The sequence below is a fragment of the Cellulomonas sp. HZM genome (genome assembly GCF_000708885.1).
Taxonomy (GTDB): Bacteria; Actinomycetota; Actinomycetes; order Actinomycetales; family Cellulomonadaceae; genus Cellulomonas.
This window is the reverse complement of sequence record NZ_JEOE01000013.1, coordinates 15430-41009: the sequence shown is the minus strand read 5'-3', so window position 1 is coordinate 41009 and position 25580 is coordinate 15430. Positions and strand designations below refer to the sequence as shown.

The window sequence follows — 25580 nt, the reverse complement described above, 5'->3', positions numbered from 1 at the left end:
GCATGCCGGCACCGAGCGTCTCGTCGTCCATCACCGCGCGGTTGCAGGTCAGCGCCAGGCCCACGGCCGTGAGCGAGCTGACGACGGCGATCGAGTCCGCGGGCGGGATCGTCACGGCGCTGGACGTCACGGCGTCCGGGCACGAGCAGATGACGGTCGACGTCACGTGCGCGACGCGCGGCGAGCAGCACGCGGCGGACATCGTCGAGACGCTCAAGGCCCTTGCGGGTGTGGTCGTCGACCGGGTCAGCGACCGCACGTTCCTCATGCACCTCGGCGGCAAGCTCGAGATCACCTCCAAGGTCCCGCTGCGCAACCGCGACGACCTGTCGATGGCCTACACGCCGGGCGTCGCGCGGGTCTGCGAGGCGATCGCGGCACGTCCCGAGGACGCTCGTCGGCTCACGATCAAGCGCAACACGATCGCCGTCGTCACGGACGGCACCGCGGTGCTGGGACTGGGTGACATCGGACCGCTCGCCGCGCTGCCCGTGATGGAGGGCAAGGCGGTGCTGTTCAAGCGGTTCGCGGACATCGACGCGTTCCCCATCGCGCTCGACACCACCGACGTCGACGAGATCGTCGACACCGTGTGCGCGATCGCGCCCGTCTTCGCAGGCATCAACCTCGAGGACATCTCCGCGCCGCGCTGCTTCGAGGTCGAGCAGCGACTGCGCGAACGGCTCGACATCCCCGTGTTCCACGACGACCAGCACGGCACGGCGATCGTCGTGGTCGCGGCGCTGACCAACGCGCTGCAGGTCGTCGGCAAGGACATCCGCACGGTCCGCATCGTGCTGTCCGGTGCGGGCGCAGCCGGCACCGCCGTGCTGCGGCTGCTCCTCGCCGCGGGTGCGCACGACGTGGTCGTCGCCGACATCGAGGGCGTCGTGCACCCCGACCGGCCCGGGCTCACGCCGCAGCTCGCGTGGACCGCCGCCGTGACGAACCCGCGGGGCGTGCGTGGGACCATCCCCTCCGCGCTCGCAGGTGCGGACGTGTTCATCGGGGTGTCCGCGCCGGACGTCATCAGCGGGCGGGACGTCTCGACGATGGCCGCGGACGCGATCGTGTTCGCGCTCGCGAACCCGCGGCCCGAGGTGGACCCCGACGAGGCCGCGCAGTACGCCGCCGTCGTCGGCACCGGTCGCTCCGACTTCGCGAACCAGATCAACAACGTGCTCGCGTTCCCCGGGGTGTTCCGGGGGCTGCTCGACGCGCAATCCCACCGCATCACCGACACGATGCTGCTCGCGGCCGCGCGGGCGCTCGCGGAGGTGGTCGGGCCGGACGAGCTCAACCCGACGTACATCGTGCCGAGCGTGTTCAACCCCGAGGTGACGACGCGTGTCGCGCAGGCGGTCGTGGAGGCTGCGCGGGCGTCGGCGAGCGTGTGACCGGGAGGTTGTCGAGCCGTCCACAGGCACGTGGTCGCGCTGTCTTGTCCACAGGGTGTTTTCGCAGATCAGGTGCCGTTTCTGGGTTGACCCGGGGTGTCGGGTTCGGGTAGATTCATACGCATGTTCGAAGTTCCTGGTTCGCCTCGTGAGGGTGTCGCTGATGACCGGCTGGTGCTGGTCGACGGCGACGCGCCTCGGGGTGCGGACCGGGTGCGGGTGGCGTTGGCCGACGCGCGGGCGGGGCGCGGTGAGGGGAGCTGCGCGAGCGGTCCCGCTGGTCCTGCTGACGGTCCGGCGATGCGCGCCTCCACCTCCACCTCCACCTCCTCTTCCGCGCCGGCGTGCAGCCCCGCTCCCGCTGGCATCCCCTCGTCCACGCCCGCGCCCACCACTGCTATCTGCGCCGTCGAGGTCCAGGGCGGGGACGAGGTGGCGGCGCTCGAGTCGTGGGCGCGTGCGGTGCACGCGACCGCGGAGGGTGCTCCTGCGTGGTCGGGGTCGCGGCGGGCGACGGTGCTCGCGGGGTTGGACCGGGTGATGAGCCTGGTCCGCGTCGCGCATGCTCGGGTGCTGCGGGCGGAGCAGGTGGCGGGGACGTCGGTCGGTCCGGGGGACCGCTCGTTCGTGGACGCACGGGCCCGGGTGTCGGGTGCGGGTGCTGCGGAGGCGCGTCGTCAGGTGCGTGCCGGGGAGGTGCTCGAGGCGATGCCGGTGCTGGCGGGGGCGGTCGCCGAGTCGCGGGTGGGGTTGGCGCAGCTGGACGTGATCGCACAGGTCACCGCTGAGGGGCCGCAGGGGTTGCGGGAGGCGTTGGCGGACCCGGCCGCGCAGGCGAGGTTCACTGAGGCGGTCACGGGTATGACACCGGTGCAGACCCGCAGGACGATCCTGGAGTACGCGGCTGTCTTCGACCCGGGCCGGGTGCAGGACGAGCACGACCAGGCACGGCGGGACCGGTTCTTCAACCTGTCCGGTCACGGCGCGGGGGTCAAGGTCACCGGGTTCCTGGACGCCACCACCGGGCACGCGCTACGCCTGGCGTTGGAGGCCGCCTCGCCGCGGGTCGAGGGGGATGAACGCACCGGGCAGCAACGCCGCGCCGACGCTCTGGGTGCGATCGCTACGCACGCGCTCGGGTGCGGCATGGGTGAGAGCGGTGCGAGTGGCGGCGGCACGGGCGCGGGTGCCGGTACCGGCGCCGGTGGCAAGGGCGCCGTCGGCAGCGGTGCCGGTGGGACGACCGGTGCGGGCCTGGTCGGTTCGACCGGCGTTGGCGCTGGCGCGCGCACCGGCAAGCCCGGTGGCGGGTTGTCCGGGGTGCGTAACCGGCCGCACATCTCGTTGATCGTGCCGGCCGAGACCATGGTTGAGCTGCACCGTGCCGGCCTGGCCGGCGAGGCCGGCCGCATCCACCACGCCCGCCGCAGCGAGAACGTCGACAGCGGTAGCCGCGATGGGGCCAGCGACACCGACACGCTGTTGTCCGACCTGCCCGGTCCGCGCACCGCCGACGGTGAACTGATCACCACCCGCTCCGCTGCGGGGCATCTGGCGGCCGGGCTCGCGGGGGTGCCCGCACCGACGCTGGAGGACGGGACACCGGTGGCGCTCTCGGAACTGGCGCGGGCGTTGTGCGACTGCGACATCACCCGCATCGCGATCACCGCGGACAACGTGCCCGTCGACCTCGGCAGGACCGCCCGGGTGTACACCGGGGCGCACCGGCGGGCCGTGACCGTGCGGGACCAAGGATGCGCCTGGAACGGGTGCGAAACACCCGCCCGGTTCACCGAGATCCACCACATCCGCTGGTGGGACCGCGACAACGGCGAAACCTCACTCGAGAACGCCGTGATGCTCTGCGACTACCACCACCACCGCGTCCACGAACACAACCTCACCATCGAACGACACCAACCACCGCCCCCACGGAAGCCCGGGCGGCGACGACCACGCATCGAGAACAGCGACACACCGCCCGACCGCCCGGCCCGGAACCCCGACACGCCCGGCGTGCCCGGCGTGCCCGGCGTGCCCGGCGCGACGGTGGTCGGCAGCCCGGATCCACCCGAGGAGTTGCCGCCCATCGCGCGGCCACGCGCGACCTACACGTTCCGGCGCACCAGCGACGGCACGGTCGTCAACGAACCGCGACGCCGCGCCGCCGCCTGACGACCCGGCGCCGCCGCCCGACCGGGCGGCGAGCGGCCCTTCGTCCCATGAATCGGTGTCTTGCGGGCGGGACCCTGGGACACGTGCTGACCATCTCCGAAGCAGTCGACGCCCAGGTCGACGCCGCGCACCACAAGGTCGACCTGCTGCGGACGCCCGGGGTGTTCCTGGTCAGGACGATGCTCGCGGGTGCCTACATCGGCATCGGCGTGCTCATCCTCGCGACCGCCGGCGGCCCGCTCGACGCGTCCGGATCGGGGTTCGCGCCCCTCGTGAAGGGCTTGGTCTTCGGGGTGGCGCTCACGATCGTCGTCGTTGCCGGGGCAGAGCTGGCGACCTCCGCGATGATGATCCTCACGCAGGGAGCCGTGCGTGGCGCGGTGCGCTGGGGGCGTGCCGCCGTGACCCTGCTGGCGACGCTGGCCGGCAACCTCCTCGGCGCCTTCGTCTTCGCCCTCCTGGTGCACGCGTCCGGCGTGCTGGCCCCGGGTACGGCGGGCGGCGCGACGATCGCGTCGATGTTGGAGCACAAGGCGGCCGAGTCGACCGGACAGCTCTTCGTGCGCGGCATCCTGTGCAACCTGCTGGTGTGCCTCGCGATCTGGTGCGCGGCCCGCCTGACCAGCGAGGGCGCGAAGATCGCGGTCGTGTTCGCCTGCGTCATGGTGTTCATCACGTCGGGCTTCGAGCACGTCGTCGCCAACATGACGACGTTCTCCCTCGGCATCATCGGCGGGCTCCCGGGTGCGACGTGGACGGAGTTCGCGCGCAACGTGGCCGCGGTCGGCCTCGGCAACACGATCGGGGGCGCGGTACTCGTCGGCCTCGCGTACGTGTACGGCAGCAAGCCCGTCCCGGCGCGCGACGGCTCGCCCGCCGCCGGCCCGGACGCCAGCCGTACGGCCGCCTCGGAGGCCGCTCCGATCCCCGCAGGCACCACCACTCCCACCGTCGGCACGGACCAGGCCGCAGCGGGCGCCATCCCGACCGCAGTGGGCACCATCCCGACCGCGGTGGGCACCATCCCGACCGCGGTCGCCACCCCTGTCGCAGTGGGCACCCCTGTCGCAGTGGGCACCCCTGTCGCACTGGGCACCATCCCGACGGCGGCGGCCACCATCCCTGTCGCGGCGGGCACAGACCGCGCGGCCGCGGCGGCGCCTCGGTAGCCGTGAACGTCGCCCTGCCGCCAGACGGGACGGCGGCTTCGCGCGCTTCCGGTTCGCCCGACACGCTCGACGAGCCGGGCGGGGCGCAGGCCGCCGCACTACGGTGACGGCAACGGCGGATGCCCCGCGCGGGCGCCGCACCGCGCCACCCGCAGGGAGCAGCCATGACCCCGAAGAACCGTCCCGACGAACCGAGCGACGTCGAGACGACGGCCGTGGTGCCCGAGGTCGACGCAGGCACCACGCCCGACGCCCCCGACGGCGCGCGCACCGGGACGGAAGGCGAGGCCGACGCGACGAGCGGCGCCGCAGCCGAGGCCGGCACCGAGGTCGGCACGGGGGCACGCGCCGAACCCGTGACCGAACCCGAGACCGCGTCCGCGACCGCGACCGCGACCGAACCCGAGACCGTGTCCGCGTCCCCGACCGAGACCGCGCCCGCGCCCGCGCCCGCGACCGAGACCAAATCCGCGGCCGCGGAGGGGACCGGCACCGGGACAGGGACCACCGAGCGTTCCGACACCCCGGAGCACCTGCCCGAGCGCATCGCGGGTGACGAGGCCTCGACCAGCGGGGCCGCGCGTGCGGCCGCCGGCCGACGTGAGGACGCTCCGGCAGCCGTCGCTCCGGCAGTCGTCGATCCGGCAGCCGCCCCGACCGACGACCACGCCACGGACGATGCTCTCGTCGCCGCTGCTCCGGCTGCCGCTGCCGACGGGGCGGATGCGTCCACGACCCGCGAGACGCCCGACGCGGGCGGGCCGGCCGAGCCGGAGGCGGTCACCGGTCGGCACGCGGTCGTCCGCGCAGCTCCCGTGCCCCCGGAGCCCGCCCCTGAGCCCATCCACGAGCCGCTCGCCGGCGTCCCGACGACTGCGGGGACGGAACCGGTGCCGTCTCGTCGCCCTGCGGACGAGGGCGCGAGCGCGAGCGCAACGGGAGCCGCCACCGACCACCCGTCCGGACCACCCGCGCGCGTGAGCTCGCGCACGCCGCGCGACCCGGAGCCGGTCACCTCGACGGGTCCGGTCACAGCCGCGACGCAGGCGTACACGGGCGCGATCCCGGCCGTCACGGAGCCGACGACGACAGGCCCGACGGCGGGCCCGATACCGGGCCCCACGACCGGCCCCACGACCGGCCCGACGACAGCCCCCACGACCGGTCCCACGACCCGCCCGCAGCCGGTCGTCGACCCGCCCGTCGACCCGGCGTTCGCGTCGGCACCCGCAGCGGACGGCGAGCTGTTCCCCGACCCGAACGCACCCCGGTCCACGTCGGTCGGGGCCCACATCTTCGGCGTCGTCGTCGGTCTGCTGCTCGGCCCGATCGGCGCCGGCGCGGTGCTCGTCGGCCAGGCCCGGATCCTCGACGCGCAGACCCCCGGCTGGACGGCTTCGGTCGACGTGCTGGGGATCGCGCTCGTGGGCGTCGGTCTGCTGCTCCTGGGCTGGGTCGTGGTGCTGGGGCTGTGGACCCCCGCGGTTCCGATCACCGCCGGCATGGTGCTCAGCGCGGTGGGTGGGGTGTCGCTCATCGCGCCCGGGGTCGCGCGGGACGTGACCCTGCGCTACGTCGACTCGTCGGGGTGGCACCTGACGATCACGCAGGTCCTGGTCTCGGGCTCGGCGGGCACGTTGTTGGTCGCCGGCTTCCTCGTGCTGCTCGCGGGGTTCGTCGCCGCCGGAGCGAGGAGGCGTGGAGTGCGGCTGGGCGAGTTCCGCGAGCGCCACCGCTGACGCTGCCCACCGGACGCGGACCGCGACGTCGCTACGGCCCCGGGCGCAGACCGGGTCCCGACCCCCGGGAGCGGACCGGACATCCCGGACGTCCGCGCACCCGGCGGACGGCCCGCACGCGCCCCCGCAGGCAACTAGAGTGCCGGGCGGGACCAAGGTCCCGTACTGCACCGATGTCGCTGCAAGGAGGCCCGTCGTGACCGAGTCGTCCCCCAGCCTGGAGAACCTGCTCTCCGAGGACAGACGCTTTCCCCCGTCCCCCGAGTTCGCCGCGCAGGCGAACGCTCACCCCGACCTGTACTCGTGGGCGAGCTCCGACCGTCCGGCGTTCTGGGCAGAGCAGGCTCGCTCCCTGCTCGACTGGAGCACGCCGTTCGAGGAGGTGCTCGACTGGTCGGGCGCCCCCGTGGCCCGTTGGTTCGCCGACGGCCGTCTCAACGCCGCGTACAACGCGGTCGACCGGCACGTGGAAACCGGCCGCGGCGACCGCGTCGCGCTGCACTTCGAGGGTGAGGGCGGCGACACCCGCACCATCACCTACGCCGACCTGCAGCGCGAGGTCTCGAAGGCCGCGAACGCGCTGACCGAGCTCGGCGTCGCGACCGGAGACCGCGTCGCGATCTACCTGCCGCTGATCCCGGAGGCGGTGTTCACGATGCTCGCGTGCGCCCGCATCGGCGCGCCGCACTCGGTCGTCTTCGGCGGGTTCTCCGCGGAGGCGCTGTACTCGCGCATCGTCGACGCGGAGGCGAAGCTCGTCGTCACCGCGGACGGCGGGTTCCGGCGCGGTGCCCCGTCGGCGCTCAAGCCGGCGGTCGACGAGGCGCTCGCCAAGGGCGAGACGACGGTCGAGCACGTCCTCGTCGTGAAGCGCACCGGCCAGGACGTCGAGTGGTCCGACGAGCGCGACGTCTGGTGGTCGGACGTCGTCGACCGCCAGAGCGACCAGCACACGCCCGTCGACGTCGAGGCCGAGCACCCGCTGTTCATCCTCTACACGTCGGGCACCACGGGGAAGCCGAAGGGCATCTTCCACACCACCGGCGGGTACCTGACGCAGGCCGCGTTCACGCACCTCAACGTCTTCGACCTGAAGCCGGAGACGGACGTCTACTGGTGCACGGCCGACATCGGCTGGATCACCGGCCACACCTACGTCGTGTACGGGCCACTCATCAACGGCGCGACGCAGGTCATCTACGAGGGCACGCCGGACACGCCGCACCGCGGCCGCTGGTGGGAGATCGTCCAGAAGTACGGCGTGACGATCCTCTACACCGCGCCGACGGCCATCCGCACGTGCATGAAGTGGGGCGAGGAGATCCCGGCGAAGTTCGACCTGTCGTCGCTGCGCGTGCTCGGGTCCGTGGGTGAGCCCATCAACCCCGAGGCGTGGATGTGGTACCGCCGCGTGATCGGTGCCGACAAGGCGCCGATCGTCGACACGTGGTGGCAGACCGAGACGGGCGCGATCATGATCAGCCCGCTGCCCGGTGTCACGGAGACCAAGCCGGGCTCGGCGCAGGTCGCGCTCCCGGGCATCGCGGCGGACGTCGTGGACGACGAGGCGCATCCGGTCCCCGACGGGGCCGGCGGCTACCTCGTGCTGAGCGAGCCGTGGCCCTCGATGCTGCGCGGCATCTGGGGCGACCCGGAGCGCTACGCGGACACGTACTGGTCGCGGTTCAAGGGCCTGTACTTCGCGGGCGATGGCGCCAAGAAGGACGACGACGGCGACATCTGGCTGCTCGGCCGCGTCGACGACGTCATGAACGTGTCCGGGCACCGGCTGTCGACCACCGAGATCGAGTCGGCGCTGGTCTCGCACCCGTGGGTCGCGGAGGCGGCGGTCGTCGGCGCGTCCGACGAGACCACGGGGCAGGCGGTCGTCGCGTTCGTCATCCTGCGCGGCGACGCGGGTGCGACGGACAAGCCGGCCGACGAGGTGTCAGCGGAGCTGCGCGGGCACGTGGCCAAGGAGATCGGGCCGATCGCGAAGCCGCGTCAGGTGCTCGTCGTGCCGGAGCTGCCCAAGACGCGCTCGGGCAAGATCATGCGCCGCCTGCTGCGGGACGTGGCGGAGAACCGCCAGGTCGGCGACGCGACGACCCTCGCGGACTCGTCGGTGATGGACCTGATCGCGCAGGGGTTGTCGGCGCCGGCCGCCGGGTCCGAGGACTGAGCAGGAGGACCGGGTCAGAGCGCAGCGGTCGGCGGGTACGCGCCGGTGCACCCGCCGACCGCTGCACCTGCCCGGACGAACCGCGCGAATCGTCCGGCCGTGGGTAGTCTGACCCCGCGGTGAGCAGGCACCGCCGCCGGCGTCGCCGGTCGACGCGCGTCGGAGGGCCAGGGCTTGGGATTCGCAGGGGGTGACCCGGGCGCGCTCAGCAGCGCGGCGCAGGATCTCGAGCACCTGTCGTCGGACCTCGCGCGGGACGCGGTGGAGGTGGCGCGGTACGGACGGTCGGCGGCGGCGGACGCGGGTGACGCGCAGGTCGCGGAGCTCGCGGAGACGGCGCTCGCGGCGATCGGCGGCGTGCTCGTCGGCACCTCGACGATCGTCGAGGGGCTGGCGCAGGGGTCGACGACCGCCGGCACGCAGCTGCGCCGCGCCACGGGCGTGCCGCAATGAGCACCTTCACGGTCCCTCCGGGCGACGCGGACGGCCTGCGGCGCGTCTCGACGAAGGTGTCGGCCATGAGCACGACCGTCGGCGACACCCGTTCCGCCCGGCTCCGCACGGTCGGCGCACGGGCGCAAGGCGCGCTCCCCACCGCACGTGTGGCGGCGTTCGCGGGCGCGCAGGCCGACGCCTCGAAGGCGACGGGCGCGATCGGCCTCTCCCTCGTCACGGTCAGCGGTGCGCTGGCCGACTGGGCCGAGGCCCTCGAGACGGCCCAGCAGGCGGTCCGCGGCGCGTCGCAGCGCCACGAGAAGGCCGAGACGTCGTGGCGCCGGGCACGCTCCCTCGGCGAGCCGGACCTGCAGCAGCAGTACCACCAGGACATGGTCGACGAGTCCGACACCGCGGACCGTGCGCACCGCACCCTCGACGACGCGCGACGACGCGCGGTCGCGGCCCTGCGCGGCGAGGTCGACCTGTGGGTGCCCGACCAGTCGTCGCTCAGCCCGGTCAAGGCCTGGCAGCGCGCAGCGGTGGGGGCCGCACCCGCGAGCCTGACGCTCGACGCCGGCAAGCTCCTCGAGGCGTACCGGGACCCGGACGTCGAGCTCGCCCAGGCGACGCTCACGCACGCGATCAAGGGCGGGACCAAGGGCTACCAGCTCTACTCGGTGCTGAACTACCTGCGGGCCCCGGCGCTCGCGCGCAAGGCCGAGCAGAAGTACCTCGAGGCGCGCAACGTGTACCAGGCGCTCAAGGGCGCCGCGCCGGACCTGAGCGACCCCGCGGTCTACAAGGCGTACCTCAAGGCGGAGCGCGCCGCGCTGAAGGGGTACATGAGCGACGCCCCCGCCGAGGTGCGCCGCGCGCAGTGGCTGTACAAGCAGTCCCGCGGCCTGCTCGGCGACGTCAAGGCGCTCGAACGCCTCCGCACGCTCAACCCCTCGCTGAGCACGGCGGAGATCGTCGGCACCGCGGGCCGGTTCGACAAGCTCACGCGCCCGCTGCGGGCGCTCTCGCCGCTGGCCGGCAAGGTGCTCGGCCCGCTCGGCGTGGTGACGGGCGGCATCGACGTCTACACCGCGATCACCGACCACTCGATGGCGACGGACGACCGTGTCGCGCTCGGCGTCGGCGGTGCGGCCACGGCGATCGGCGGGGGTGCGACGGCCCTCATGGCGTTCGGTCTCGTCGCGACCGGGCCCGTGGGTCTCACGGTCGTCGCCGTCGCGGGCGTCGTGGCCGTCGGGGCGTGGGTGTACCAGAACCGCGAGGCGATCGCCGACGGCGCCAAGAAGGTCGGCGGCGCGATCGCGAGCGGTGCGAAGGCCGTGGGCGGCGCGGTCGCCGACGGCGCCAAGAAGGTGTGGAAGGGGTTGTTCGGATGAGCGTGCCGACGCTGCAGGACGTGCTCGAGGCGCCGGGCTCCGCCGTCGTGGCGGGCGCGCGCCTGGCGCTGCTCGCCGACGCGGTCGACGCGCCCCAGGTGCTCGGGCGGTGCACGGACGAGGAGCTCGTCGGGCTGGACGACCCCGGCGCGGCCGGGCTCGCGCCGAGCCCGTGGTGGTCGTCGCTGTCAGCCGACGAGCAGCAGACCGCGCTGACCGCCGCGCTGCGCGGGCTCAGCGCCCGGGGCGTGTACGAGGCGACCCCCGTCGACGAGTCGACCGGTGAGTTCACTTTCCGCGCGGCGCCCGAGATCCTGGCGCTGGTCACGATGCGCCGCTGGACGGGGACGGTCGTGGTCGGCGAGCGGCGCGTCGCCGACCGGACGGACTGGGTGGTGCTCTACCAGCAACGTGCCGCGATGTGGCTCGCCGAGTACGTGACGCACGTCGGCCAGCACGAGTTCGTGCTCTCGACGGACGACGACGCCGCAGCCCTGCTCACGACGTGGTGCGGTGCGGACCCGGACGCGCCACGGCCGGAGCTCGACCTCGTGCTCACGCGCGAGCAGGTCGCGGCGCAGGACCCGTCGCTCGAGCCGGTGGGACGGAGCACCGCGGCCGTGACCGTCACCCGCCTGGACGTGCGGGGCGGGTCCGGTGAAACGACCGGCGAAGCGCCCGACGACGGGTCCGACGAGGTCGACGAGACCTGGAGCGGCGTCTTCACCGGCCCCGAAGGGAGCTACCTCTCGGTCGCGGTGGACGACGACCGCGTGTCCTACCGGGGCGCCGGCAGGGCCGACGTGCTCGCGCACTGGCGCACGACGCTGGGGGCGGTGTGAGCGAGCGCCGGTGGTTCGAGCTGACCGACGTGGACAGCGACGAGACGATGACGGCCCTCGCCGGGCTCGCCGACCTGACGTGGCAGGACATGGGCGAGGTGCGCGCGACGTTCCGCGCGTGGCCCGGCACCGTGGCGTGGGTCGTGATCGCCGCGCTGGTCGGCGGGGGTGGGGTTGCCGCCCTCGCGGCCGGTGACCCCGCGACGCGCGTCGTCGCGCTCGCGGTCGTCGCGACCGTCGCGGTGTTCCTCGCGGCCTTCGTCGCCGCGGGCGCGGCCGACCGCACACGGGTCTGCGAGCACGGGCTGGTGCTCGGCACCCGGACCCGCTCGCGCTACGTCGTGCCGTGGTCCACGCTCGACCCCGGTCGCGTGCGCGTCGTCCACCACGTCGGGCTCGTCGGGCGGCTGCCCTACGCGACCCCCTCGTCGCCGCACTACCGGCTCGGACTGCTCAGCACTCGCGCGCTCGCAGTGGACGGGCTGGACACGGCGCTCGGCGGGTGGGCCCGCGTGCCCGGCATGCTCGAGGTGACGGACGCCGTCGCGCCCGGCTCTCGCGTGCGCCGCACCCCGTTCGTCTGGTGGCTGCTGGGCACCCGGCGCCCGGCAGACCTGGCACGGGCCATCGAGGACGCGATGGTGGCGGACGGCTACCCGGCGCGCGGACTGGCCGCTCGGGCGCAGGCACAGGCGCACACGATGCGGCTGAACCCCGGCACGCACGACCCGCTGCCCCCGCGTGCGGCGACCGACCCGGTGCTCGGCGTCGATGGTCCCGACCTGCCGTGACTGTGCTCTCCTGACGTCACGGCACCCGCCGCCGGGTGACCGACCGAGGGCTGACCGACGCCGGGTGCTCAGCCGAGCAGCGCGCGCACGCGCGAGACCGCCTCGCGGCCCGCGCGGTTGGCACCGATCGTCGAAGCGCTCGGGCCGTAGCCGACGAGCTGCACGCGCGGGTCGGCGACCACGCCGGTCCCGTCCATGACGATCCCACCGCCGGGACCGCGCAGGCGCAGCGGGGCGAGGTGGTCGAGCGCGGCGCGGAAGCCGGTGCACCACAGCAGCGTGGCCGCCACCACGGTCGACGGCCCGTCGGCCCACCCGACGTCGGCCGGTGCGGGGTGGTCCCACTCGACGCCGGCCGGTGTGATCCGGCTGAACATCGGCCGCGGCACGAGCACGCCGTCGGCGATCCCGGCGCGGTAGGCGTCCGTGAGCGGCAGGCCCGTGACGCTGACGACGCTCTGCGGGGGCAGCCCGGCGCGCGTGCGCTCCTCGACGAGGGCCACCGCCGCGCGGCCGACCTCGGGCGTGAACTCCTCGTCGCGCCAGCGCGGCGGGCGGCGGGTGACCCAGGTCGTCGTCGTGACCTTCGCGAGGGCCAGCAAGAGCTGCACGGCCGACGTCCCGCCGCCGATGACGACGACGTGCCCGTCGGCGAGCTCCTCGGGCGTGCGGTAGTCGTGCGTGTGCAGCTGCCTGCCGCGGAACAGCCCCTGGCCCGGGTACGCAGGCCAGAACGGCTTGGTCCACGTGCCCGACGCGTTGACGATCGCCCGTGCGCGCCAGTCGACGCGCTCGTCGGGGTGGTCGACGACGTGCGACGCGACCAGCAGACGTCCGTCGTCGTCGCTGACGCGCGTGACGCGCACGGGACGCTGGACCTGCAGGTCGAACGCGTCCTCGTACTGCGCGAAGTAGTACGGCACGGCCTGCGCCGCGGGCTCCGTGGCATCCGGGACGAGCAACGGCATGCCCGGCAGCTCGTGCACCGCGTGCGCGTCGGCCATGGTCAGCGCGGGCCAGCGGTGCTGCCACGCCCCTCCCGGCGCTCGTTCCTCGTCGAGGACGACGAACGTGCGCTCTGCGTCCTGCCACCCGCGCTCCCCCACCGCCGTGAACCCCGCGACCCGCAGGTGGTACGCGGCGGACAGCCCGGCCTGGCCGGCACCGACGACGACGACGTCGACCTCGACCGACGAGGCACGGTCCCGTGCTGCACGGTCGCGGCGGCTGCGCCGCGAGCCGACGGGGGCCGGGTCGCCCGCCGCGGGAGGCAAGGGACCGGGGTCGACGCCCGGCGGGATGTCGTCGGACGGGGTGTCGTCGACCTCCGCAGGCGAGTCGTCCGTCGCGTCCGGAACCAGGTCGCCCGCCTGGTCCCGCACGCGACCCTCGTCGTCGAACGCGAGCACGAGCTCGAGCGTGTCGTCCGGCTCCGACGACGGCATGGCGGCGCGGTCGCTGTCGTCCCGCGGCTCCCGTCCCATGGCCCATCAACGTACCGTCCCGCGCGGACGCCCGTCCGCGGCCGTCCGCGTGATCGTGCGGCTGTGCACGACGAGACCCGCGCGATGCCGCGTCGTGGTGTGATGGACAGATGTCCGACGTGCGGAGCGACGCGCAGACCGCGGTGCCGACCAACCTGCCGACCAACCTGCAGACCAACCTGCAGGACGACGCGCGCTCCGGCGAGCCGACCAACCTGCGGACCGAGGCGGAACCCCCCGTGCGCACCGAGGTGCGGATCGGGCCGCTGGATGACGGCGCGGCGCATGCTGTGCGCGAGCTCGCGGCACGCGCCGCCCGCTCCGACGGCGTCATGCCCCTGTCCGAGCAGCCGCTGCTGTGGCTGCAGGACGACCAGGCGCCGGTCCGTCACGTGCTGGCCCTCGACGGCGGGACGTCCGACGGCGACGGGGCACTCGTCGGCTACGCACAGCTCGACGTCGCCGTGCAGGCGACCGCACGCGGCGAGCTCGTGGTCGACCCGGAGCACCGCCGTCGCGGGGTGGGGCGCGCGCTGCTCGACGCGGCCCGGCGGGTCGCGGACGAGGCCGCGGAGCAGCTCCCCGACCGCGCGCTGCACGTGTGGGCGCACGGCGACCTGCCGGGTGCCCGAGCGTTCGCGACCGACGCCCGCATGGTCGTCGTGCGCGAGCTGTGGGTCATGCGCCGGCCGCTCACGACCGCCGACGCGACGCGCGAGGTCGCGGTGCCGCTCGGCGTGACGCTGCGGACGTTCGTGCCCGGGCAGGACGAGGAGGCGTGGCGGCGCGTCAACTCCCGCGCCTTCGCGCACCACCCGGAGCAGGGCCGTATGACGTCGGCCGACCTGCGGGCACGCGAGCGCGAGAGCTGGTTCGACCCCGAGGGCTTCCTGCTCGCCGAGCGCGACGGGATGCTGCTCGGGTCGGTGTGGACCAAGGTGCACCCCGCGGGCGAGCACGGCGACACGCCCGTCGGCGAGATCTACGTCGTCGGCGTCGACCCCGATGCGCAGGGCCTCGGCCTCGGCGGCGCGCTCACGGCCGCGGGCATCCGCCACCTCGCGGGCAGGGGGCTGCACGAGGTGATCCTGTACACCGGCGCGGAGAACGAGGTCGCGGTCCGTACCTACCGGCGCGCTGGCTTCGAGCAGGCCGAGACGGACGTGATGTTCGGTACGGATACCCGCCGTTCACCGTCCGGTGCCACGATGGCGTCATGACGGACGCACCTGCGCTCGACGCCGAGCTCGCCGCACACATCGCCGAGCACGTGGCAGAGACCGAGCACGGCCAGACCCACGGGCAGGACACCGGGGTCGAGCCGGAGCCGCTGCCCGACGACCGCTTCGGCGACCGCGAGCTGTCCTGGCTCGCGTTCAACCAGCGCGTGCTCGAGCTGGCCGAGGACCCGGACCTCCCGCTGCTCGAGCGGGTCCGGTTCCTCGCGATCTTCGCGTCCAACCTCGACGAGTTCTTCATGGTGCGCGTCGCGGGCCTCAAGCGTCGCATCGCGACCGGCATCGCCGTGACCGCCGCGTCCGGGCTGGGCCCGCGCCAGGTGCTCGAGGCGATCAGCGAGAAGGCGCACGAGCTGATGGCACGGCATGCGGCGGTGTTCGCCGACCACGTGCAGCCCGCGCTCGCCGCGGAGGGCATCACGCTGGTCCGCTGGCAGGACCTCGGGGAGAGCGAGCAGGACCGCCTGCGCAAGTTCTTCCGTCGGCAGATCTTCCCGGTGCTCACCCCGCTCGCGGTGGACCCCGCGCACCCGTTCCCGTACATCTCGGGGCTGTCGCTCAACCTCGCGGTCGTCGTCGTGAACCCCACCACGGGCAAGGAGCACTTCGCACGCGTGAAGGTGCCGCCGCTGCTGCCGCGGTTCATCGCGGTCGACGCGAGCGGCAGGCCCAGCGCGCCGGACGAGCAGACGGCGAGCCTCGAGAAGGGCCCGACGAGCTTCGTCCCGCTCGAGGACGTGATCTCCGAGCACCTCGACCAGCTGTTCCCCGGCATGGACGTCATGGAGCACCACACGTTCCGCGTCACGCGCAACGAGGACGTCGAGGTCGAGGAGGACGATGCCGAGAACCTCCTCAAGGCCATGGAGAAGGAGCTGCTGCGCCGAAAGTTCGGGCCGCCCGTGCGGCTCGAGATCGCGGTGGGGATCAGCCCCCGCATCCGCAAGCTGCTCATCCGCGAGCTCGGCATGGCGGAGGAGGAGGTGTACGAGCTGCCCGCGCCGCTGGACCAGACCGGCCTCGGCCTGATCGCGGACCTCGACCGGCCCGAGCTGCAGTTCCCGCGCTTCGTGCCGACGACGCACCGCCAGCTCGCCGAGGTGGAGTCGGCGACGCCGACCGATGTGTTCGCGAAGATCCGCGAGCGCGACATCCTGCTGCACCACCCGTACGACTCGTTCTCGACGAGCGTGCAGACGTTCCTCGAGCAGGCCGCGGCCGACCCGCAGGTCCTCGCGATCAAGCAGACGCTGTACCGCACGTCGGGCGACTCACCGATCGTCGACGCCCTGATCGACGCCGCCGAGGCGGGCAAGCAGGTGCTCGCCCTCGTCGAGATCAAGGCCCGGTTCGACGAGCAGAACAACATCTCGTGGGCGCGCAAGCTCGAGCAGGCGGGCGTGCACGTCGTGTACGGCATCGTCGGGCTCAAGACGCACTGCAAGCTCTCGCTCGTCGTGCGGCAGGAGCAGGACGGCCTGCGCCGCTACAGCCACGTCGGCACCGGCAACTACCACCCCAAGACGGCCCGCCTGTACACGGACCTGGGCCTGCTGACGTCCGACCCCGAGGTGGGCCAGGACCTCACGCGCCTGTTCAACCAGCTCTCCGGCTACGCGCCCAAGAGCAGGTTCCACCGCCTCCTCGTCGCCCCCCGCTCCGTGCGGGCGGGCCTCGTCGAGCGCATCGAGCGCGAGGCCGCGGCAGCGCGCGAGGGCAAGCCCGCGTGGATCAAGATCAAGGTCAACTCGATGGTCGACGAGGCGACGATCGACGCGCTCTACCGCGCGTCGCAGGCGGGCGTGCCGATCGACATCGTCGTGCGCGGGATCTGCGCGCTGCGCCCGGGCGTGCCGGGCCTGAGCGAGAACATCCGCGTGCGCTCGATCCTGGGCCGGTTCCTCGAGCACTCGCGCATCTTCGCGTTCGCGCACGCGACGGCGCAGACCGACCCGACGGGTGCCGACGAGTCGTTCGAGGGGCCCGAGGTGTTCATCGGGAGCGCCGACCTCATGCACCGCAACCTGGACCGCCGCGTCGAGGCGCTCGTGCGCATCGCCGATCCCGACCAGGTCACCGAGCTCGTGGACCTCGTCGACGAGTCGATGGACGACGCCACGTCGTCGTGGCACCTCGAGCCCGACGGCACGTGGGTACGGCACTCGCGCGGCCCCGACGGCCCGCTGTCGGACCTGCAGGCCGTGCTGATCCAGCGCCAGCGTCGACGCCCGGGTGCCAGCCGGTGAGCCCAGCTGCACAGCGGGTGGTCGTCGAGGCCGCCGGGGCCCTCGTGTGGCGTGTGCGCACCGGTCGGCTGCAGGTCGCGCTCGTGCACCGTCCCCGCTACCAGGACTGGTCGTGGCCCAAGGGCAAGCTCGACCCCGGCGAGACGATCGTGCAGTGCGCGTGGCGCGAGGTCGCCGAGGAGACGGGCCACGACGTGGTGCTCGGCATCCCGCTGCCGGGCCTCGAGTACGCGATCTCCGACAACCGCACGAAGCGCGTGCACTACTGGGCCGCGCAGGTCGCGGGACGAGTCGACGCCGCCGCGCTCCGCGCCCGCCCGCCCGTCCCGAGGGCGTCGCGCGACGAGATCGACCAGGTGCGCTGGTTCGACGTCGACGCCGCCGCCGCGCGCCTCACGCGGCACGACGACCGCGCACCCCTCGTTGCGCTCGTCGAGGCCTACGGCAAGGGTCGGCTCGACACCCGGGCGGTCGCGATCACCCGCCACGGCGCCGCGGTCAAGCGCACCACGTGGAAGCGCGGCGAGACGACGCGACCCCTGACCCCGCTGGGCAAGCGGCAGTCGCAGGGGATCGTGCCGGTGCTCTCGGCGTTCGGGGTCTCGCGCGTCGTGACGAGCGCGTGGGCCCGGTGCTCGCGCACGGTCGAGCCGTACGGCGCCGCCGCCCAGGTCCCCGTCGAGATCTCGACCCTGCTCACCGAGGACGAGCACTCGGCCTCCCCCGGGCGGGTCGCACGTCAGGTGGTCGAGCTGCTCACGTGGCCTGGCGACTCGGTGCTGTGCACGCACCGGCCCGTGCTGCCGACCGTGGTGGACGTGCTCGCGCAGCACGCGCGCCGCTCGGTCGCGGATGCCCTGCCCACCTCGGACCCGTTCCTGCGGCCGTCGGAGTCGCTGGTCACGCACGTCGCGCAGACCGCCAAGGGGCCCCGGGTGATCGCGGCGGAGCGCCACCTGCCCTACGTCTGAGCCCTCTCGGCGAGGGTCAGCCGCCGAGGATCGGGTGCAGGATGAAGAAGAAGATCGCGGCGACCAGCGCGGCGGCGGGGATGGTCAGCACCCACGCGGTCGCGATGTTCTTCGCGACGCCCCAGCGCACCGCGGATGCCCGCTTGGTCGCGCCGACACCCATGATCGCCGACGTCACCGTGTGCGTCGTCGAGACCGGCGCGTGCAGGACGTACGCGTTGAAGTACAGCACCGTCGCGGACACGGACTCGGCGACGAAGCCGCGCGCCGGGTCGACCTCGATGATCTTGCGACCGAGCGTGCGCATGATGCGCCAGCCGCCCGAGTAGGTGCCCGCGGAGATCGCCGCGGCCGCGCAGATCTTGACCCACAGCGGGATGCCCGCGTCCTTGTCGGCCCAGCCGACCGTGAGCAGCGCGAGGTAGATGACGCCCATCGTCTTCTGCGCGTCCTGCAGGCCGTGCCCGAGCGCCATCGCCGACGCGGACACGGTCTGCGCGAGCCGGAACCGTCGCATCGTGCGGGCCGGCTGGGCGTTGCGCAGCAGCCACAGCACCCCGAGCATGATCGCGAACGCGAGCCCGAACCCGACGAGCGGCGAGATCACCATCGGCAGGACGACCTTGTTGTAGACCGCCGACCAGTAGATCCCCAGGCTCGCGGCCAGGCCCGCGCCGACGAGCCCGCCGATGAGCGCGTGCGTCGACGACGACGGCAGACCGAACCACCACGTGATGAGGTTCCAGACGATCGCGCCGATGAGCGCGCACACGATCACCGTGAGCGACATGTGGTTGCTGGCGTCCTTGAAGTCGACGATCGACTTCGCGATGGTCTCCGCGACGGCGGTGCCCAGCATGGCGCCGACGAAGTTCATGATCGCCGCCATCGTCAGCGCGACGCGCGGCGTCAGGGCCCGGGTCGACACCGAGGTCGCGATGGCGTTCGCGGCGTCGTGGAACCCGTTGGTGTAGTCGAAGCCGAGCGCGAGCAGCACGACGACGACGACGAGGAAGGCCTCCACCGCGCTCAGGACTCCTTGAGGGCGATGGTCTCGACCGTGTTCGCGACCTTCTCGAACGCGTCGGCCGCGTCCTCGAGCTTCTCGACGATCTCCTTGAGCTTCATCAGGAGGATCGGGTCGGCGATCTCGTCGAACATCTGCGCGAGCAGCTTGCGGTGCGACTTGTCGGCCTGGTTCTCGAGGCGGTTGACCTCGACCCAGTACTCCGACAGCGAGTCCATCGAGCGCAGGCGGGGCATGGCCTCCGCCGTCAGCTCCGCGGCGCGCTGCAGGACCTGGACCTGGTCGGCCACGCGCGCCGGCAGGTCGTCGACCTTGTACAGCACGATGAGGTCGGCGGCCTCGTCCATGTAGTCCATGCAGTCGTCGAGCGCCGACGCGAGGTCGTAGATGTCGTCGCGGTCGAACGGCGTGACGAACGTCTGGTTCAGCCGACGCATGATCGTGTGCGTCGCCTCGTCCGCGGCGTGCTCGGCGTCGGCGATCTGCTTGCCGATCTCCTTGCGGGCCGTGCGGTCGGCACCGAGCATCTGACCCAGGAGGTTGGCTCCGGTGACCAGGTGCTGCGCCGAGTCGGCGAAGAGGTCGAAGAAGGTGGTGTCGCGCGGTGTCAGGCGCAGGCGCACGGCGGGCTCCGGGGAGGGGGGAGACGGACGGGATCAGGCTAGGTCACCGGCCCCCGATCTCCTAACGGCGCATGACGCGCCGATGGACACGCCGTGACGGCCACGAGACGCGCCCCGACATACATCGAGAAGGAGCGACGCCGGGCCGGTGGGTCCTGGCCCGGCGACGACGAAGTCGGCGCACCAGGCGTCGCGACGAAGGAGCGACGCCGGGCCGGGAGCGCCTCTCGGCGCGTGGCCGCTCGGAGCGGCTCGAGTTGGAGCCCGGGGCTACCGCGACCCGGCGTCGCCCACCATGCTACGACCGCCGACCGGTGCCGGGTCCCCCTCGGCGGGCGTGCGGTCAGTCGAGCTTCCCCGCGCGCCACAGGACGGCGGCGTGCTCGAGCTCCTCGGCCGTCCGCACGAGGGACGCGGCGCCGCGGGTGACTCGCGCGGCGCCCTCGGGGTCGACGACGTCGAGGTGGTCGGCGTCGAAGGCCGCCCCGGCGGCGAGCACGCGTGCGAACGAGGCCGCGCGCTCGAGGGCGACGTCGAGCTCGCCGGTGTAGACCCCCGAGAGCACGGCGTCGGCGACCTGGCGCACCTCGGCGGGCCCGGGTGCGTCCGCGACGCCTGCGATCACCTCGTGCACGGGCGCCGCGGCGGCGCCCATGCGGAACCGGTCGGCGACGGTCGTGGGGTCGCGGCGCACCCACTCGCGCAGCACGTACAGGCGCCACAGCGCGCCGGGCAGCGTCGCGGGCGGCGAGTCGGCCCAGAGCGCGGCGACGACGTCCAGCCCCTCGGTCTCGACGAGCGCGACGAGGCGCGCGACGACCTCGGGCTCGGCGCTCGCACGACCCTGGTGCACGATCGCCGCGGCGGTGGTGTGCGCGACCTCCGAGCGGACGGCGGGGTCCATCGCGCCGGGCAGCTCGTCGGCCTGCGCCGGGTCGAGGCGTGCAGGGCGTCGGGGGCGTCGTGCGTCGTCGGCCATGGCCCACCACCTCCCGCGCGTCGGATGCTGCGACGACCATCCTGCCCCAGCGCGGCCGGCACCCCTCCCCGCGGGGCACGGTCGTGCGCCCTGACGTGCGCACTCGTCGTCGGAGTGTCTGCGGCGCCCGACGCGTGTCCGACGTGCGCGCGGCCCCGGACCGGGCCAGAGTGGGACTGCCCGGGGGAGCAGCGCCCGGCCGACCGAGGGAGTGCGGCAGATGTCCGAGGCGCCAGACCCGTCGAAGGCCGCCGACGCGGCCCTGAGCCACCCGCACCGGCGTCGGGCCATCGCGCTCGCCGTCGCAGCAGCCGTCGGTGGTTTCCTGTTCGGCTTCGACAGCTCGGTCATCAACGGGGCCGTCAAGGCGATCGACAAGGAGTTCACGCTCAACAGCGGGCTGTCCGGGTTCGTCGTCGCCGTCGCCCTGCTGGGATCCGCGCTCGGCGCCTGGGCCGCGGGCCGCCTGGCCGACCGCTGGGGTCGCACCAACACCATGCTGCTCGGTGCGGTGATGTTCCTGGTGTCGTCGATCCTCACCGGCCTCGCGTGGACCGTCCCGGACCTGATCCTGTGGCGCATCATGTCGGGCATCGGCATCGGCATCGCCTCGGTCATGGCACCCGCCTACATCGCCGAGATCTCGCCGGCCGCGCTGCGCGGGCGCCTCGGCTCGCTGCAGCAGCTCGCGATCACGCTCGGCATCTTCGCCGCGCTGCTGTCCGACCAGCTGCTGCGCAACGCCGCGGGCGACCCGTCGAACGAGCTGTGGTGGGGGGTCGAGGCGTGGCGATGGATGTTCTTCGTCGGTGCCGTCCCCGCGCTCGTCTACGGCGTGATCGCGCTGACGATCCCGGAGTCGCCGCGGTTCCTGGTGCAGAAGGGCCGGCACGACGACGCGGAGAAGGTGCTCGCACAGGTCGTCGACGACCCCCGGCGGGCGATCGCGCAGATCGAGGACAACATCGAGGAGGACAAGCGCAACGCCGCGCAGTCGAGCCTCAAGGGTCCGCGGTTCGGGCTCCTGCCGATCGTGTGGATCGGCATCCTGCTGTCGATCTTCCAGCAGTTCGTCGGCATCAACGTGATCTTCTACTACTCGACGACGCTGTGGCAGGCGGTCGGCTTCAGCCAGGACGACTCCTTCACGGTGTCGACCATCACCTCGGTCACCAACGTCGCGGTGACGTTCATCGCGATCGCGCTGGTCGACAAGGTGGGGCGCCGCATCCTGCTGCTCATCGGGTCGGTCGGCATGACGGTGTCGCTCGGGCTCATGGCGCTCGCCTTCACGCAGGCGTACATCACGCAGGTCCCGGACCCGGACCACATCGGCAAGATGATGGACCAGACGACGCTGCCGGGCGGCTGGGGCACGACCGCGCTCATCGCGGCGAACGCCTTCGTCGTGTTCTTCGGCGCGACGTGGGGTCCCCTGGTGTGGGTGCTGCTCGGCGAGATGTTCCCGAACCGGATCCGCGCGGCCGCCCTCGGCGTGGCGGCGGCCGCGCAGTGGATCGCCAACTTCGCGATCTCGCAGTCGTTCCCGTGGCTGCTCGACTCGTTCGGCGCCTCGATCCCGTACCTCATCTACACGATCTTCGCGTTCCTCTCCTTCTGGTTCGTGCTCCTCAAGGTGCCCGAGACGAAGGGCATGGAGCTCGAGGACATGGAGGGGATCCACGTGGAGCGCCGGCCGCGGGCGGCTACGGCGGGGGCCTGACCCGCGCGCCAGCAGAACGCACCCTCGACCCGACGCCCCGGCCCCTGCCGGGGCGTCGTCGTCTACGCGCGCCGTCAGTTGCATGCATCAAGCATCTAGGCATATGGTTGCAGCAAGCAATCGAACTCGTCGTAGAAGGCCTCTGTGACCACCCTGACCGAACCGCCTGCGCCGCAGTCGCTCCAGCCCGCGCACCGCTCGCCCCACCTCGAGCTCCTGCGTGCCACCGAGCAGTTCGCGCGCACCGTGCGCAACACGGGCGTCGACCTCGCGCGCCGCGTCGAGTGCTCGCGGCCCGGGCTCGGGATCGTCCGGGCGGTCGCCGAGCAGGGTCCGCTCACGGTCGGTGACGTCGCCCACAACCTTCGCGTCGACCTGTCCGTCGCGAGCCGCCAGGTCAGCCTGCTCGTCGACGACGGCCTGCTCGAGCGCTCGGTCGACACCGACGACCGCCGCGTGCGGACCATCGCCCTGACGGAGCACGGCCACGCCCGCGCCCGCGCGATCGAGCAGGTGCTCGAACGTCGCACCGCCACGGTGTTCTCGCAGTGGACCGACGACGAGATCGACCAGGCGGTCGCCGTCCTCGACCGGCTCGCGTCCTGCATCGCCGCGGCCGACGAGCACCCGCCGCCCGCCGCCTGACAGCCCCCAGCCACCTCACCCAGCCACCCCACCCAGCCTGCCGACGACGCCGGGCCGCCACCACCGCCCGCACCGTCCCGCGCACCACCCGTGCACGAGCCCAGCAAGGAAGAGATCGCCCCCGTGACCAGCCAGACCTCCTCGGCCGAGACCCCCTCGGCCGCTACCGACGAGCCGCAGACCAAGCAGCCCGGCGCCGCGATGACCCATCGCGAGGTGCTCGAGTCGCTGTCCGGCATCCTGCTCGGGATGTTCGTCTCGATCCTCGCGACGAGCGTCGTCTCGTCGTCCCTGCCGCGCATCATCACCGACCTGCACGGCAAGCAGTCCGCGTTCACGTGGGTCGTCACCGCGACCCTGCTGACCACGACGATCTCGACCCCGATCTGGGGCAAGCTCGCCGACCTCGTCAACCGCAAGCTGCTCATCCAGCTCGCGCTCGTCATCTCCGTGGTGTCCGCGGCTCTCGCCGGGTTCTCGCACAACACCGAGATTCTCATCGGGATGCGCGCGCTGCAGGGCATCGGCGCGGGCGGTCTCACCGCGCTCGGCACGGTGCTCATCGCGGACATCATCAGCCCGCGCGAGCGTGGCCGGTACATGGGCTACATGGGTGCCGTGATGGGCGTCGCGATGGTCGGCGGCCCGCTGCTCGGCGGCGTGCTCACCGACTCCGCGCTGGGGTGGCGCTGGAACTTCTTCGTCGGCCTGCCGTTCGCGGTCGCGGCGATCGTCGTGCTGCAGCGCACGCTGCACCTGCCCACGGTCGTCAAGCGCCAGGTGCGCATCGACTACCTGGGCGCCGCGCTCATCTCGGTCGGCATCGCCGGCCTGCTGCTGTGGGTCACGTTCGCGGGCGACAAGTTCGACTGGGCCTCGTGGCAGACCGCGGCGATGGTCGGCGGCTCGCTCGTCGTGCTCGCGCTCGCGGTGCTCGCCGAGAGCCGCGCGGCCGACCCGATCATCCCGCTGCACCTGTTCCGCAACCGCACGCTCGTGCTCGCGGTGGTCGGCAGCGTCGCGGTGGGCATCGCGATGTTCGGCACGTCGGTGTTCATCGGCCAGTACATGCAGCTCGCGCGCGGCAAGACCCCGACGCAGTCCGGTCTGCTGACCATCCCGATGGTCGTCGGCCTCATGGGGTCGTCGATGGTCGTCGGGCGCATCATCGCCCGCACCGGCCGCTACAAGAAGTTCATGATCGCGGGCGCCGTGCTGCTCTCGGGCGGTCTCGCCCTCATGGGCACCATCCACTACGACACGCCGCTCGCGCTCGTCGCGGTCTACATGGCGGTGCTCGGCGCGGGCGTCGGCATGCTCATGCAGAACCTCGTCCTCGCGGTGCAGAACACGCTCGACGTGCGCGAGATCGGCTCGGGCACCGCGTCGGTCGCGTTCTTCCGCACGCTCGGCGGCGCGATCGGCGTCTCGGCCCTCGGCGCGGTCCTCTCGACGCACGTCACCGACCTCATCGCCAAGGGCCTCGCGGGCATCGGCATCGACCCGTCGGCGATGGGCGGGGACGGCACGCTGCCCGACCTGAGCACGCTGCCGGCTCCCGTGCGCACGGTGGTCGAGCAGGCGTTCGGCGACTCGATCGCCGACCTGTTCCTCATCGCGACGCCCATCGCGCTGATCTCGCTGATCACCGTCCTGTTCCTCAAGGAGGTGCCGCTCGGCAACCGCTCGGGCATCCAGCAGCGCCTCGAGGTGGACGGCGAGCCGCTCGACGCGCCCGCCGTCCCGGGCCAGCCGCTCGTCGGCGAGCCCGTGCTCGTGACGAGCGACGGCGAGCCGGTGCCCGACGCGCGTCGCTGACGCGCGAGCACGTCCCCGCTCTCCCAGCACGCACCAGGGCGCCGTCCGGCGGAAGTCCGGACGGCGCCCTGGGTGCTGTCACCCATGGATGTCCGAATGGGCGATGAACGGCGGTGTCGCCGTGCCGCAGGATGTGACCGTGACCGACCAGCTGACCGCCACGTCGACCGCACAGGCTCCCGACGAGCGTCCCGACCGGAACGACGAGCGCCCCGACGTGAGCGTCGTCGAGCTGGAGCGCGAGCTCGGGCTGTTCCTGCGCCGAGCCCACTCCGCCTCGGCGGGCATGGCCCGCGGCGTGCACCCCGACCTCGAGCCCGCGGCGTACGAGCTGCTCGCGATCATCGCGGGCAGCCCCTCGACCGTGCGGGCCAGCGACCTGGCGGCGCACATCGGTGTCGGTCGCGGCACCATGTCACGCCAGCTCAGCCGCCTGCTCTCGCTCGGCCTGATCCAGCGCCGGCCGGACCCGGGCGACTTCCGCGGGCAGCTGCTGAGCCTCACCGACGAGGGCCGCGCACGTCTCGATGCCGCGCGCGCGTCGCGGCGCACCTACCTCGTGGGCGCGCTCGCCGGCTGGACGTCCGACGACGTGCTGCGCGTCGCGCACGACCTCGGCCGCCTCAACGCGGCGCTCGCGAGCGCGCGCGAGGGTGCGACGGCGGTGGCCGCGGCCCGGGTCTGACGTCCGGCACGGCC

General features: G+C 73.2%; 20 protein-coding genes. 16 read left to right on the top strand and 4 right to left on the bottom strand.

The genetic code is table 11. The features are described from left to right. The first annotated feature begins 2 nt into the window (after positions 1 to 2). The 9 genes from AW16_RS0109010 to AW16_RS0108970 all read left to right on the top strand — a co-directional run bounded on the left by AW16_RS0109010 (position 3) and on the right by AW16_RS0108970 (position 12127). On the top strand, positions 3 to 1397 hold the full coding sequence (locus AW16_RS0109010) for an NAD-dependent malic enzyme (RefSeq protein WP_029289766.1): 1395 nt from the start codon (positions 3 to 5) through the stop codon (positions 1395 to 1397). 300 nt (positions 1398 to 1697) lie between these two features. Then, a complete protein-coding gene (locus tag AW16_RS0109005; protein ID WP_156044122.1) occupies positions 1698 to 3572 on the top strand; it encodes an HNH endonuclease signature motif containing protein in 1875 nt (624 codons plus the stop codon). Positions 3573 to 3655: 83 nt separating this feature from the next. Continuing rightward, on the top strand, positions 3656 to 4741 hold the full coding sequence (locus AW16_RS0109000) for a formate/nitrite transporter family protein (RefSeq protein WP_081861570.1): 1086 nt from the start codon (positions 3656 to 3658) through the stop codon (positions 4739 to 4741). A 164-nt stretch (positions 4742 to 4905) separates the two neighbouring features. Then, positions 4906 to 6480 carry a hypothetical protein gene (locus AW16_RS0108995; protein WP_029289760.1) on the top strand — a complete coding sequence of 525 codons (1575 nt, stop codon included), beginning with the start codon at positions 4906 to 4908 and terminating at the stop codon, positions 6478 to 6480. A gap of 196 nt (positions 6481 to 6676) precedes the next feature. After that, entirely contained in the window at positions 6677 to 8662 is a 1986-nt protein-coding gene (acs, locus tag AW16_RS0108990; RefSeq protein WP_029289759.1) for an acetate--CoA ligase, read from the top strand. A gap of 174 nt (positions 8663 to 8836) precedes the next feature. Further along, positions 8837 to 9115: a hypothetical protein gene (locus AW16_RS0108985; protein ID WP_029289757.1), complete on the top strand. Its 279-nt coding sequence runs from the start codon at positions 8837 to 8839 to the stop codon at positions 9113 to 9115. 65 nt (positions 9116 to 9180) lie between these two features. After that, complete coding sequence (locus AW16_RS17060; protein WP_156044121.1) at positions 9181 to 10494, top strand: hypothetical protein; 1314 nt, start codon at positions 9181 to 9183, stop codon at positions 10492 to 10494. After that, positions 10491 to 11336: a hypothetical protein gene (locus tag AW16_RS0108975; RefSeq protein ID WP_029289755.1), complete on the top strand. Its 846-nt coding sequence runs from the start codon at positions 10491 to 10493 to the stop codon at positions 11334 to 11336. The genes AW16_RS17060 and AW16_RS0108975 overlap by 4 nt, the downstream gene beginning before the upstream one ends. Then, on the top strand, positions 11333 to 12127 hold the full coding sequence (locus AW16_RS0108970; protein ID WP_029289753.1) for a hypothetical protein: 795 nt from the start codon (positions 11333 to 11335) through the stop codon (positions 12125 to 12127). The genes AW16_RS0108975 and AW16_RS0108970 overlap by 4 nt, the downstream gene beginning before the upstream one ends. Before the next feature lie 68 nt (positions 12128 to 12195). Here AW16_RS0108970 and AW16_RS0108965 read toward each other — a convergent pair whose 3' ends face one another. Continuing rightward, positions 12196 to 13611 (bottom strand): NAD(P)-binding domain-containing protein, encoded by a 1416-nt coding sequence (locus tag AW16_RS0108965; protein ID WP_369794773.1) that lies wholly within the window; start codon positions 13609 to 13611, stop codon positions 12196 to 12198. Positions 13612 to 13721: 110 nt separating this feature from the next. Here AW16_RS0108965 and mshD point away from each other — a divergent pair, with 110 nt between their 5' ends. From mshD to AW16_RS0108950, 3 genes are read left to right on the top strand one after another with little or no spacing between them, the layout of a single operon-like run. Beyond that, a complete protein-coding gene (mshD, locus tag AW16_RS0108960; RefSeq protein ID WP_081861558.1) occupies positions 13722 to 14831 on the top strand; it encodes a mycothiol synthase in 1110 nt (369 codons plus the stop codon). Continuing rightward, positions 14828 to 17095 (top strand): RNA degradosome polyphosphate kinase, encoded by a 2268-nt coding sequence (locus AW16_RS0108955; RefSeq protein WP_029289747.1) that lies wholly within the window; start codon positions 14828 to 14830, stop codon positions 17093 to 17095. Before mshD ends, AW16_RS0108955 begins: the two co-directional genes overlap by 4 nt. Beyond that, positions 17092 to 18066: an NUDIX hydrolase gene (locus tag AW16_RS0108950; RefSeq protein ID WP_034648575.1), complete on the top strand. Its 975-nt coding sequence runs from the start codon at positions 17092 to 17094 to the stop codon at positions 18064 to 18066. The genes AW16_RS0108955 and AW16_RS0108950 overlap by 4 nt, the downstream gene beginning before the upstream one ends. Positions 18067 to 18082: 16 nt before the next feature. On the opposite strand, the gene AW16_RS0108945 is transcribed toward AW16_RS0108950, so the two are convergent. The 3 genes from AW16_RS0108945 to AW16_RS0108935 all read right to left on the bottom strand — a co-directional run bounded on the left by AW16_RS0108945 (position 18083) and on the right by AW16_RS0108935 (position 20695). Continuing rightward, positions 18083 to 19090, bottom strand: coding sequence for an inorganic phosphate transporter (locus tag AW16_RS0108945; protein ID WP_029289743.1), 1008 nt, complete (start codon positions 19088 to 19090; stop codon positions 18083 to 18085). A gap of 5 nt (positions 19091 to 19095) precedes the next feature. After that, positions 19096 to 19716: a DUF47 domain-containing protein gene (locus AW16_RS0108940; protein ID WP_029289741.1), complete on the bottom strand. Its 621-nt coding sequence runs from the start codon at positions 19714 to 19716 to the stop codon at positions 19096 to 19098. Positions 19717 to 20059: 343 nt separating this feature from the next. Continuing rightward, positions 20060 to 20695: a hypothetical protein gene (locus AW16_RS0108935; protein WP_029289740.1), complete on the bottom strand. Its 636-nt coding sequence runs from the start codon at positions 20693 to 20695 to the stop codon at positions 20060 to 20062. Positions 20696 to 20915: 220 nt separating this feature from the next. Here AW16_RS0108935 and AW16_RS0108930 point away from each other — a divergent pair, with 220 nt between their 5' ends. From AW16_RS0108930 to AW16_RS0108915, 4 genes are all read left to right on the top strand, one after another. Then, a complete protein-coding gene (locus AW16_RS0108930) occupies positions 20916 to 22418 on the top strand; it encodes a sugar porter family MFS transporter (protein ID WP_029289739.1) in 1503 nt (500 codons plus the stop codon). Between the two features lie 144 nt (positions 22419 to 22562). Beyond that, the gene (locus tag AW16_RS0108925) at positions 22563 to 23063 is read left to right on the top strand and encodes a MarR family winged helix-turn-helix transcriptional regulator (protein WP_051681808.1); all 501 of its coding nucleotides are present in this window, start codon (positions 22563 to 22565) and stop codon (positions 23061 to 23063) included. Between the two features lie 201 nt (positions 23064 to 23264). Next, entirely contained in the window at positions 23265 to 24881 is a 1617-nt protein-coding gene (locus AW16_RS0108920; RefSeq protein ID WP_081861568.1) for an MDR family MFS transporter, read from the top strand. Positions 24882 to 25020: 139 nt separating this feature from the next. Further along, positions 25021 to 25566, top strand: a complete 546-nt coding sequence (locus AW16_RS0108915; RefSeq protein WP_231495993.1) for a MarR family winged helix-turn-helix transcriptional regulator — start codon at positions 25021 to 25023, stop codon at positions 25564 to 25566. The last annotated feature ends 14 nt before the right edge of the window (positions 25567 to 25580 follow it).